Here is a 12,147-nt window from a genome sequence, read left to right as displayed (position 1 = left end):
TTAAAAATGTATTTTACATGGTGTGTGAGCTTAATACTGTTTGTGTTAAGTTTTTCTGTACACGCGTCTGTAAATAAAACAGACGCTATATATAACACTTTATTTAATATTGAGAAAAAATGGCAGGCTTTGACTGACGAGCAAGCTCTGAATACAGGGCAATTAAAGCTCGAAAAAAATGAAGGGCAAGAGGTCACGCTTTTTAACAACGCTGACGATAAAAGCGCAGGTATCCCTGTGGGTGAACTATTGTTTTTTTCAGCATACCTACGCCAATATTATTTAGGGGAGTTGGTTGCAATAAAAAGTGAAAGTGGCGCTTGGATTGAACTTAACAGTTTATTTGAGCAACTTAACTTTGCAATTACCATTAATAGTGAAAACTTAACCGCACAAGGGTGGTACATTTCACCTGAAAATCGTTTTGAACTGAACTTAAATAATAAAGCGGTAGTGATAAAGAACGAGGTTTATTCATTTTCAGAGCAAGACTACTATCTTGATTCCGGTGATGTGTTTGTTGATTCAGCACTTTTAAATCAATGGTTTGAATTAAACATGCGGCTTAACTTTAATTCTTTAGAACTTGGCTTTTCACCTAAGCAAGTTTTACCAATAGAACAAAAACTACAACGAGAAGAGCGGAAAATATCATCGAATGCGAATAATTTAGAGCCCACATTACCTTGGAAAGCCAGCCCTTACCAAGCAGTATCTACACCAGTAGCTGATTTACAACTTAGTTATTCTGCAAATGAATCTAACCGTTCTTTAGATTACTCAATTTTAGGTTCGCAAGATCTCGCTTATTTAAAAAGTGAATACTACCTTGCAGGACAAAACGGCGATGTTATTAGGGATTCACGTTTGTCTTTTAGCCGTGAAGACGCAAGCGCAAGCTTATTAGGGCCGTTAAATGCAACTAGTATAGCGTTTGGTGATGTACTTTCTACGCAAATAGGAAGTAACTTTACTAGTAACTACGCACGTGGAGTTAAAATAAATAACAAACCGTTGTATAAAAAGGTAAATAGTAATCAAATAAACTTAACTGGTGCAATACAGGCTGGTTGGGATGTAGAGCTATATCGCAATAAAATTTTAATTGGTCAGCAGCTTAGTTTACCTGATGGGCGCTATCTTTTTGAAAATATAGACCTACAGTTTGGGACTAATACGTTTGAGCTTATATTTTACGGGCCACAGGGACAAGTAGAGCGCAGAGTTGAAGAGTATTTAATTGATGGTAATAGTTTAAATGAGGGAGAAGGCTTTTATGAGTTTTCATTAACCCAAGAGGGCGAGCAGGTCCTCACAACACCAAATTACTTCAACGATCAACAAGGCTGGTTATTATCAGGTCGCTATGAACAGGGGGTAACTGACTACTTTTCTGTTTATGCGGGGACATCGGCTCTAAAAAATGATAACGCAGAGAATCAAAATAATTATGCGTTTGGCTCTAATTTGAGTATTTTTAATCGTGTATTAATTAATTTAGATTATGAAAAAAGTAATGACAGTGAAAAAGAGCTTGAACTTGCAGCCAGAACTGAACTTGCCGGTCAATCTTTGCGCTTTAGTATGCGAAAAGCATCACTATTATTAAATGCTAGCTCGCACAGTAATTTATATAACGATATAGACGTTTATGAGTTATTTGTATCGGGTAATGTTATGCAAAATAATTATGGTCAGTTAAGTTATCAAAACACGGCGTCACATATAAGTAGTGATACTCAACAAAGCACCCTTAGGTTTGGAAATAGCTTAAATTACTATAATAGCGGCTATTCGTTTAATAATAATTTACAGTGGTCAGATAATGACACCTTTTTTGGTAGTAGCCGGTTGCAAAAACGTTTTGGACGTTTGAGTACGCGTTTCGGTATTAACTACGAAATTAAACCTGAAAGTGAAATTACGAGTTACGAAACGGAGTTTAGCCGAAACCTAAGCTCTAATTTACAAGCAGAATTAAAATTAACACACCAGCTAGAAGATAACATTAAGTTTGCTGAGTTAGGATTAAATTGGCAAGCTGAGCTGTTTAGCTTAAATAGTAATTTTAATTACGATAGTGAGAATAATTGGCGCATCGGTTTATTTGGTCGCTTTAGCCTAGGTTATGACGCTAAAAATAACAACTACTTTGCTAATAGCCGTAGTTTAGTGCAGTCGGGTTCGTTAATGGTGCATGTATACCTTGATACAAATAATAACGGAGTATTTGATAAAGGCGAGCAAAACTTAGAAGGGATAAAAGTTAAAGGGCTACAAAATTATCGAAGAGCCGTTACCGATGAAAACGGTATAGCCTTATTATCAGGGATGCCAGCTAATTTAACCACAGATATAGTTATTGAGCCTGACAGCATTAGCGATCCATTCTTAATTACCGCAAACGATGGTTTTTCTATTACGCCCCGTGCCGGTTTTGTTGAATATATGGAAATACCGCTTAATCACAGTAGTGAATTGGAGGGAACTGTTTACAAACGAGATGAGCAAGGCAGCAGTGAAGTGCAGCCTTTTGCTACCGTTAAATTACTCGATAAACAAGGTAACCAAGTGGCGCAAACTCAAGCTGCCTATGATGGCTATTATTTGTTTACCGATTTACGCCCTGGCGAATATAAAGCGGTTATAGATGATAAGTTTAAGCAACGTAAGTCCTTAAAAGATACGCAACAAGTAATGGTGAATTTACCAGCGCAAGGTGAAGTAGTAATGGGCGTTGACTTTGAACTGAAAGAAAAAACACAAACGCCAGCGTATATTGCCAATGCGGGTGGGTTTTCATCATTGCCGATTATGAAAGCGTATTATCAATTAATTAAGCGCCATCTAAATGAGCAATCAAAGCGTGATGCTTTTTATATTAAAGACGATAAACAAAAGCGGTATATTTTAGCCGTCGCTTATGCCGAGTCTGCCCAAGGAGAGCTTGAACAAGTATGCGCAGAATTAAAAGTGAAAGGCTTGAACTGCCAAGTCCAAGCGCAACTTATTAGCCACTAATAACAATAAGGTTTAACCATGCAACATGCTAATTTATATAAACGCTATTCAATACTCATCGCCTATATTGGTGCTCTTTTTATATCTGGATGCAGCAGTCCCAAAACAGCAGTGGAATCGCCTCAGCCTAAACAAGCCAGTGCAAGCCTTTCTGACGAGGAGTTAGCGCAGCTAAAAGCATCATCTCAGCAGTGGCAAGCAGCCAAAGCAGGTGTTGAGCGTCTACTAGTGATTGAACAAGACTTAAAGCTATTAATAAGCCAATTAAATGCGGTGGCAAATCAAGACACCGCATCAACAAATACGCCTGTAGTACCAACAGCTAAAGCTTCAGCTGAAACGGTATCACCAAAAGTAGCACAAAAAGCTCAAGTGGCAACGAATGCAGCAGCTGATGAAAAACAAGCCGTTAAAGCGCTGTTTGCCCTCCAAGTTGCAGCCGTTACCGACAAAGACCGACTTAGCCAAAGTTTAAATCAAATAAAAGCCAGCGCATCTTCGTTATTTGAGGGGGAGTTTGTGGCGAATGTAGAAACTATCAACGTGAGTGGCATGACCTACTACCGTTTAAAGCTTGGGGCTTATCAGGAACAAGCAAATGCGGCTGCTGATTGCGATAAACTTAAACAGCGCCAAATCAACTGCATTGTGAGTCATTACACCCAGCAGCCTTTAAAATAAATATGTGGCAAGGGTATTCGGCATAATAATTGCTTTGTTGTTATTATGTTTTTAGAGGATGGCAACTATGCGCCTTTTGTTACCCTTACTATTATTAAATTTAGCGGGCTGTAGTTTAACACCTCAGCCAAAGCCGAGTATAAGCACTGATGCGCCTAAAGCGGTTATGGCACCTTATACGGTGAACCAGTACGTAAGTAGCTTAAGTGCCCAGCTTAGCCATATTAAAGAGCCTTTTAAAAGCACTGCTTCAATTGCGGTCAGTAGCTTTTATTTAGCAGATGCCCTAGATTCTCACGTTGCTCAAGGACAGGGGGCAGGGCTTAGCCAGCAGATTCAGGAAAGCTTAATAACCCAATTCACCCAATTAGGTTATAACACGGTTGAATATCGGCTTGAAAACCAACTTAACTTATCAGCGAGTGCAGACTCAGTACTTAGCCGCAATACTGGCAACTTAAAGCAGCGTCAGATTATTGACTTTGTCATCACCGGTACTTTAACTCGCCAAGAGCATGCTTATATTGTTAATGCACGAATGGTAAATATGCAAACCAACCAAGTTGTATCTGCCGGCAGTACTGAAATTCCCATCAATGTGATGTGGAGCAATGAAAAAATACAGCAGCGCGGTGACTATATTTACCGCAGTGAATATTAATTAGGAGCACACATGAAACGCCTACTATTAACTTTATGTTTGCCACTAGGCTTTGGTTGTTCACAAATGACAAACCATAGTGACACACAAATTACCGACGATACGCCTATGTTTTTTGAGCAACGCCCTGTAGCCGCACCTACACAAAGCGACTCGCTGTATCAAAATAAAACAGCAGTGATGAATAAAAACAAACAAGTTAACACGCCAACACGTAAAAATATTAATCATTATGTGCGTGGCATCATGCAAGACATGGCTGAAAATTTACAGTACGTAAATACTAAAACGCCATTAGCGGTATCAAGCTTTGTTTTTTTAGACCGTGACTACAACAATGCTGACTTAGTGGGTAATCAAATAGCAGAGAGCTTTATGCATGAGCTGCATAATTTTGGTGTACCGGTAATCGATTTTAAAACCACCGATTATATGCGTGTAACACCTGGCGGCGATTTTGTTTTTAGTCGCGACTACTTAGAGCTTAACCAAGAACAAAATTTTAGTTACGTATTAGCCGGCACGCTAGTAAACCACCAAGGTGGCATACTAGTAAACGCACGTATTGTTGGTTTAGCGAGTAAAGCGGTTGTAGGCTCTGCACAGGGCTTTATTCCGCAATCAGTGATCGACGCGTTAAATAGCAGTAACAGTGCTGATGGCATCATGCTAAAACAAGCGAGTAAGTGAGGTTTATCATGGCTAACTTAGCTAAGCGCTCAGCTTTAATTAGCATAAGTGCATTATCATTATTACTTTCAGGCTGTAATTTAATGGGCGAGTCGACCGCGACCGAGCCCGCCAAATCTGAGCCAGAGCAAACAGTGGTAAGTGATCTTGATTTTAACCAGATCATGGCGCAAATGCAGCGCAATGACGAGCAAGAGCAATATGCTGATACAACGCAATTTAATCCAAACAAGCACCACAAAAGCTTAGTTAATTACGTTGAGCAAATGGCACTTGATTTAACCGACACCATGCAAGTAGCCCCTCAAGATGCAGCGATTGCGGTTACGTCGTTCGTTGATTTAGACGCAAGTTTAACTACAACAAGCCAGTTAGGTAATCAGTTATCAGAAACCTTTATACATCAGCTACAAAAGTTTGGTTATAGCGCCGTTGATTTTAAAACAGCCAATTTAATTACCGTAAATAAGCAAGGCGATTTTGCCTTTACACGTAACACTCGCAAACTTGCAGGTACCAGTATAGCCAGCCATGTATTGTCAGGCACCCTTATTTATAGAGAGGACGGGGTAGAAATAAACGCACGCGTTATTGATATTCAAAGCAAACGCTTAGCAGCCAGCAGCCGAACATTTATACCGCTTTACGTATTAAATAAAGAAGATATATATTTATCAAGCAATTAACTTAATTTGATGCTTGATATAAAAAACCAGATGCCGTTATAATTTCCAAACACTTAGTACTTAGCACCCAGCGTGGCCTCTTAGTTAAATGGATATAACGGCCCCCTCCTAAGGGGCAGTTGCAGGTTCGATTCCTGCAGGGGCTACCAATAAAATCAATGAGTTATTATTTCTCTCTATTCCTATCCTAACTCTATGTAGCAATGTCAGCTATGTGGCATTTGCGGATAAAAAGTGAATTTGAAAGCCTGTTGGGTGGCGCCTTCGGCTTAACCAACCTACATTTTGACATAGGTCGGATAAGTGGCGGAGCCACGCCATCCGACAAAAATAATGAATTTACCAGAAACAACCCAACTTACCACGTTAGCGATATAAATAACTGCTTTATACAGTAAGTTAAACCACTCTATACCGACTATAGGCTGAGTACCATGAACGGAAGGCGGGGCCAATTTACTATTGCCCATTTATGCGCAAGACCCTTTACTCATTTACATCCTGTTCAAGCACATTTGCCCTAGTAAAATTTATCAATTATTCTAATACTGTTCGTTGTGATTTCCGTGATGTAGTACTGAGTATTTTTAACGATCACATGAGGCCTGAGTAGTAACTGGAATTAAAGTCGTTAAGTGTATAATGTAATTGCGCTGGTAATAATGAGATATTAGGGATAGTACTTGTATGAATCAACGAATAATTAAAGCTATAAATACGTCAGTTGTAGAAAGAAACATACAGCAACTTACTTTATGGATAGCCCAAGATGATTGGCGTAATTATGCAAAGAAATACGGTGCATCACGTAATTCAATAAAATTAGCTAATCTTATTGAAGAAGAGCACCCTAGGTTATCTTCCTCAACATTTCGCGTTGGAGGGTATGGGGAAAAGATTAATGCAATGTATTTGGCGAAATGGTTAGTTTTACAGGCTTCTGAGGTTGGGGCGGAACTTGCTTATTCATCTTTACTAGAGCTTGAATCTTCATCAGATGTAGTGATTTATAATATCTCATTAATTAGTGGGGTGGATTTTAAAGGAAAAGCAGAATTAATAGATGGTATTTATTTTTGTGATTTTGGAAATTTACCCAATACAGTCAGGGAAAATATAAATAACAAATTAATTAAATTATCTTCAAGTATTTCATCTAGTGGAAAAATCCACCCGCCCTATACATTTTTATGTCAACCCATGAAAAGCATATTACTTTCAAATGATCTTAGTGATGCTAATATCAAAACTATGAAAGGTTATGTAAATAAAGAATTTTTAATAACTAATTTTCTATCTTTATTCGCTTCTAACTTCGCCCCTTGCGTTGAATTACGCTGGTGTATTTTAGAAGACACTACACCTCTTTCTGGAATAATAGACATACATTCAACTCAATATTTAGAGGTTATTAAGCCTACACATTATGATTCATGGAATGATATTGACGCTGAACAAATTACTAATTTATTTGGAAAATATTTATCTATGAATGAGAAAATTAGATTGCCTTTAGATATTTCTTTGGCTCGTCTCTGTCAGGCTATGAACACTTGGAATGATACAAATAAAGCCATTGATCTAGGTATTGCCATTGAGTCGATATTAACAAAGCCTGATACTAATGGAGAGCTAGCTCTACAAATAAAAATTATTGGTTCAAAATTGGCTTCTGATGACCTTGAAAAGCGTAAAGAAATATCTTCTTTATTGAATGCAGCATACAGTATACGCTCCTCCGCTGTTCATGATGGGATTCTTAAAGACTCATACAAAGTTAACGGTCGAGGTAAATTAAGACCTAGTATTATTATGGATGAAACTTTTCCAATTTTAAGGGATTGTTTAGTGAAAATTATTGAAAAAAATGGACTAACTAAAGATGACTATGAGGAATTGTTTTTTTCGTAATTCTAGCGCTACATAGATTGTATAAAAATAGTAGAACCAAATGACTTAGCTAATATTTTGAGTTGCTTACAAGTATCGCTTCTATTTTAATAAATACGATACTTATTTTTATGATGGTTAAGTAATAAAGTGACTTTGCAAGACTTGAAGTTATAATGAATCGCTTGAATTGGTATGAATGCTAACCTGGAATTCAACAAAAACGAGCTAAAGTGATCGTCCTTTACTCGATCAAAGAAGCACTCCATTTAATTTTTCATAATAAAAAAGCGAGCTATCAATTAGCCCGCTTTATAAAATACTTTGCCGAACCCCGAACCCCGAACCCCGAATCCCGAATCCCGCAATTAAGCTATCAGTTTCTCCGCAATATTTAATTCCATAGTGGCTTTTAGCAATCGGTATAAATTAATAGACGCGTCTATTTCTTCTTTACGATTGGTTAAGCTTTCAATATTTAAACCCAGTGGTACACCTAAGTGAGCACAGCTTTTTAAAATTGAGTCGAGGTTTTCGCGACAAATACGCACTGATTCGCTTAGTGTATTTTCCGAATCAAGCATGCGCCATTTAGTTGCCTCTGGCACTGAGATACCTAGCCACTGCATAAACTCTAAGGTTTTTTCACCACCACAAGGCGTAAAGGTCAATATAATCCGATTAGGTGTCAGGCCTTGTGCTTTGCATGTGCGCGCATAACTGGTTATTAAATCTATGGTTGCTTGTGCGTTGTACACGGCTTGAGAGATAAAAAACTGGCACCCTTGTGCTGTTTTTTCTATTAAGCGTTGGTGCTCGTTGCGCTTATTGGCATGGCGCTCAGCAATGGTTACACCACCTAAAAAGAAGTCTTCTGACTGCTCTGCCAGTGTTTTGTAGGCATTCGGTAAGCTCAGCTTTATATCACCCGCTGATGACGGGCTACCCACTAATACCACGTTTTTTAAATCGTAGTCATTTTTAGTTTCATCTAACCACGCTTTAAACTCACTCACACCGCGCTGAGCTACACTTTTATAAGTAATTACATCAAGATCAGATAAGCCTCGTAAGAGTTGGCTGTACTCTCGCGGATCAACTGTTTGCTTAAATGCAAATGGACGCGCTTGCTCTGTACGACTGCTTTCATCTTGAATGTCATAAATAATCACACCGTCATATTCAATTTCGTGTAAACGGCCTAATAACTTTTCGGCAATGATTTTTAATTGCGCTTCATCAGTCCCAATTTTTGGCGGTGTTGTGCCAATTAGGTAAACACCTTGGTTGGTGTCCTGTATTTTTTCTTGAAGTGATAAAGCCATAATCCCCATTCCAGCTTAATTTGTGATGATGGATTTAATATAGCAGCCATTTAGACGTCTAGATAGATTTATTTGTTGAAAGTTTCTCAACTAACGTGAATTATTTTCATAGTTAAACCCTAATAACTGACACAGTTGTTTACATAATTAATAGGCTTAGGGCTCTTATATTTAATTACTTTACGGCATACTTAGTTTGGTAAATGTTTTAAAAATTGCTCAATTTAAAAAGGGATAACAATGAAATTTAAATTATTGGCAACTAGCCTAGCGGTATCGCTGGCCTTAACCGGTTGTGCTATGCCGCAAAGTCAAAACACGCAAACAGCAGCTCAACAAGAACAAGTTAATAAAGCAGATGAGCGTGTTTTTTCACAAGATTACCTAATAGAAGAGTTAGATAACGGCCTACGTGTGATGGTAGTTAAAACCGATTACCCAGATGTAGTATCGCTACAAATACCGGTGTCTGTTGGCTCGCGTAATGAAGTGGAAGCAGGTAAAACTGGTTTTGCTCACTTTTTTGAACACATGATGTTTAAAGGCTCTGAAAAGTTTCCGCAAGATGTGTATTCAGATATTTTAAAAAATTCAGGGGTTGATAACCGCGCCTACACAACTAACGATTACACTAACTACCACTTAAATTTTTCAAAGCAACATCTTGATAAAGTACTTGAGATTGAAGCGGATATTTTTCAAAACCTAAGCTACACCGAAGAGCAATTTAGAACGGAAGCGCTAACGGTTAAAGGCGAGTACTTAAAAAATAACGCCAGTCCAATTCGTAAATTATTAAGTGCGGTACGCCAAGAAGCGTTCGAAAAACATACCTATAAACACACTACAATGGGCTTTTTTGAAGACATTGAAGCCATGCCAGATCAAATGGCCTACGGTAAAGAATTTTTTGATAAGTTTTATAAGCCTGAATATGTATCGCTTGTGATTGTTGGTGATGTTGAGCCAAAAGAGACCATGGCGATGGTTAAAAAACACTGGGGTAACTGGCAAAAAGGCGACTATGTTGCTGATATTCCTAAAGAGCCAACTCAACAAGCGCCAAAATATGTGCATGAGCAAAACGAAGGATTACCTGGTCACTGGTTACTTGTGTCGTATAAAGGGGCTGCATGGGAGCCTCAGAAAAAAGACAGAGCCGCATTAGATTTACTGTCGCAGCTTTATTTTTCGAGCAATTCAGATATTTACCAAGAGCTGGTAGTAGAAAAGCAAATAGCGAGTCAAATGTTTACCTATAACCCAGAGACTAAAGATCCAGGGTTACTACATGTATTTGTAAAAGTTGAAAATGCCGATGATTTAGCCACAGTGCGTGATGCTATAAACCGTACGTATGCCAAAGCGCGTACCGAGTTGGTTGATAGCCAAAAACTCAGTGATTTAAAGTCTAATCTTAAATACAGCTTTATAAATGGTTTAGATTCATCGCAAGCAATTGCCTCTACACTTGCCAGCTATATGCATTTTGAGCGCGATCCTGAGGTAATTAATCAGCTGTATAAATCGGCAGACAATATCACTAGCGAAGATATTAGAGCCGTTGCAAATAAGTATTTTGTTGATAATGCGCGCACCACAATTACTATGTCGGCACTTGATAAAGCCCCAGGTTTTGAACAAGAAAGCGACTTAGATGCCTTGGTAGCTAAGTATCAGCAAGCACCGAGTAAGCCTATCTTTAAAGTGCTGGATAAAACTAATAGCTCGCCGTTAATCGATATTAACTTATTATTTAATACCGGTGCGGCTGCCGATCCGCAGGGTAAAAAAGGCGTGGCAGCACTCACTGCCGCAATGCTGGCGCAAGGTGGCTCAACGTCAATGAGTTATAAAGAAATTAAAAAGGCAATGTACCCGCTGGCGGGTAGTTTTGGTTATCAAATAGATAAAGAAATGCTGTCGTTTCAAGGGCGTATTCATAAAGATAATGCTGCTCAGTGGTATGCTTTAGTGAGTGAGCAGCTTCTAAACCCAGGCTTTAGAGAAGATGACTTTAAACGTCTGAAAAAAGAAATGATCGATGGCATTAAATCAGGTTTAAAAGCCTCTAATGATGAAGAGTTGGGTAAAGAAGTGCTCTACAGCGTGCTTTATAAGGGGCACCCTTATGAAAGCTATAACTACGGTGACTTATCAGATTTAGAAGCGCTTACTCTTGATGATGTTAAAGCGTTTTATAATGCTGAGCTTACACAAGCTAAACTTACTGTGGGTTTAATTGGTGCTGTGCCTGAAAAACTCAAAGCACAAATGTTAGCTGACTTAGCGACACTCCCTAAAGGTGAGCAAAGCCGCTTAACAATCCCTGATGCGCCAGAGCTTAAAGGTCATCATGCAACGATTGTTGAAAAGTCAGCGCAATCAACGGCTGTGTCGTTCGGGTTCCCTATTGATACCATTCGTAGCAGCGAAGACTGGACCGCATTGTGGCTAGTGCGTTCGTACTTTGGTGAGCATCGCAGTTCTAACAGTTACTTGTACGAACGTATTCGTCAAACGCGTGGCATGAATTACGGTGATTACGCCTACATTGAATACTTCCCTCGTGGTATGTTTCAAACTAAGCCAGATGCAAACTTAGGGCGCTCTGAGCAAATTTTCCAAGTGTGGCTGCGTCCACTGCGCTCAAACAACGATGCGCATTTTGCTACCCGTACCGCATTATTTGAGCTAGATAAATTAATTAAAAATGGCATGACCGAGGCAGATTTTGAAGCCACGCGTAACTTTTTAATTAACTTTGTGCCGCAAATGGTTGCTAGTCAAAATCGCCAGTTAGGTTATGCGCTAGATAGCGAGTTTTATAACACCGATAGTTTTGTAAACTACGTCACAAACAAGCTTAAAACATTGACTGTTGACGATGTAAATCGCGTGATTAAAGACAACCTACAAACTGAGAATATTCACTATGTGTTTGTTACCGGTGATGGTGAAGATATGCAAAAACGTTTAGCAACTATGCAAACCTCGCCTATGGTGTATAACACCGATAAGCCTGCCGAGTTAGTGGCTGAAGATAAGGTAATTGCTGATTATAAACTGGCAATTCCTGCAAAAAATATTGAAGTAGTAAAGGTGGATAAAGTATTTCAATAATTTAAGTTTTTAAGTATTAAAAAATGCCCCTGTGCAGTAAGCATTGGGGCATTTTTATATTTTAGGTTGT

The 12,147-nt window shown here is 38.7% G+C and carries 8 protein-coding genes and 1 tRNA gene; 8 read left to right on the top strand and 1 reads right to left on the bottom strand.

The window, feature by feature from the left end; genetic code table 11:
- The first annotated feature begins 24 nt into the window (after positions 1 to 24).
- The 7 genes from QL986_RS12290 to QL986_RS12260 all read left to right on the top strand — a co-directional run bounded on the left by QL986_RS12290 (position 25) and on the right by QL986_RS12260 (position 7,650).
- Positions 25 to 3,021, top strand: a complete 2,997-nt coding sequence (locus tag QL986_RS12290; protein WP_290191590.1) for a hypothetical protein — start codon at positions 25 to 27, stop codon at positions 3,019 to 3,021.
- Positions 3,022 to 3,039: 18 nt separating this feature from the next.
- On the top strand, positions 3,040 to 3,702 hold the full coding sequence (locus tag QL986_RS12285; RefSeq protein WP_024602663.1) for an SPOR domain-containing protein: 663 nt from the start codon (positions 3,040 to 3,042) through the stop codon (positions 3,700 to 3,702).
- A gap of 67 nt (positions 3,703 to 3,769) precedes the next feature.
- Positions 3,770 to 4,363 (top strand): FlgO family outer membrane protein, encoded by a 594-nt coding sequence (locus QL986_RS12280; protein ID WP_013465607.1) that lies wholly within the window; start codon positions 3,770 to 3,772, stop codon positions 4,361 to 4,363.
- A gap of 12 nt (positions 4,364 to 4,375) precedes the next feature.
- Positions 4,376 to 5,053, top strand: coding sequence for a FlgO family outer membrane protein (locus QL986_RS12275; protein WP_024602662.1), 678 nt, complete (start codon positions 4,376 to 4,378; stop codon positions 5,051 to 5,053).
- Positions 5,054 to 5,061: 8 nt separating this feature from the next.
- On the top strand, positions 5,062 to 5,739 hold the full coding sequence (locus tag QL986_RS12270) for a FlgO family outer membrane protein (RefSeq protein ID WP_024602661.1): 678 nt from the start codon (positions 5,062 to 5,064) through the stop codon (positions 5,737 to 5,739).
- 74 nt (positions 5,740 to 5,813) lie between these two features.
- Positions 5,814 to 5,888 (top strand) — tRNA-Arg (locus QL986_RS12265).
- Positions 5,889 to 6,426: 538 nt separating this feature from the next.
- Positions 6,427 to 7,650, top strand: coding sequence for a HEPN domain-containing protein (locus QL986_RS12260; protein WP_024602659.1), 1,224 nt, complete (start codon positions 6,427 to 6,429; stop codon positions 7,648 to 7,650).
- 347 nt (positions 7,651 to 7,997) lie between these two features.
- Here the strand turns inward: QL986_RS12260 and QL986_RS12255 are convergent, their stop codons facing one another.
- Complete coding sequence (locus QL986_RS12255) at positions 7,998 to 8,954, bottom strand: hypothetical protein (RefSeq protein ID WP_290191589.1); 957 nt, start codon at positions 8,952 to 8,954, stop codon at positions 7,998 to 8,000.
- Between the two features lie 240 nt (positions 8,955 to 9,194).
- On the opposite strand from QL986_RS12255, the gene QL986_RS12250 reads away from it, so the two are divergent.
- Positions 9,195 to 12,077 carry a pitrilysin family protein gene (locus QL986_RS12250; protein WP_290191588.1) on the top strand — a complete coding sequence of 961 codons (2,883 nt, stop codon included), beginning with the start codon at positions 9,195 to 9,197 and terminating at the stop codon, positions 12,075 to 12,077.
- Positions 12,078 to 12,147 lie beyond the last annotated feature (70 nt).

This window comes from Pseudoalteromonas sp. APC 3250 (assembly GCF_030407915.1).
In the GTDB taxonomy this organism is placed as follows: Bacteria; Pseudomonadota; Gammaproteobacteria; order Enterobacterales; family Alteromonadaceae; genus Pseudoalteromonas; species Pseudoalteromonas tetraodonis.
Note: the sequence above shows the minus strand (reverse complement) of the source record. Positions and strands in the feature narration are given on the sequence as shown.

Excerpts from the sequence above, each read along its gene's own strand:
- QL986_RS12285 (WP_024602663.1), top strand. The coding sequence starts at position 3,040 with ATGCAACATGCTAATTTATATAAACGCTATTCAATACTCATCGCCTAT.
- QL986_RS12280 (WP_013465607.1), top strand. The coding sequence starts at position 3,770 with ATGCGCCTTTTGTTACCCTTACTATTATTAAATTTAGCGGGCTGTAGT.
- QL986_RS12275 (WP_024602662.1), top strand. The coding sequence starts at position 4,376 with ATGAAACGCCTACTATTAACTTTATGTTTGCCACTAGGCTTTGGTTGT.
- QL986_RS12270 (WP_024602661.1), top strand. The coding sequence starts at position 5,062 with ATGGCTAACTTAGCTAAGCGCTCAGCTTTAATTAGCATAAGTGCATTA.
- QL986_RS12260 (WP_024602659.1), top strand. The coding sequence starts at position 6,427 with ATGAATCAACGAATAATTAAAGCTATAAATACGTCAGTTGTAGAAAGA.
- QL986_RS12255 (WP_290191589.1), bottom strand. The coding sequence starts at position 8,954 with ATGGCTTTATCACTTCAAGAAAAAATACAGGACACCAACCAAGGTGTT.
- QL986_RS12250 (WP_290191588.1), top strand. The coding sequence starts at position 9,195 with ATGAAATTTAAATTATTGGCAACTAGCCTAGCGGTATCGCTGGCCTTA.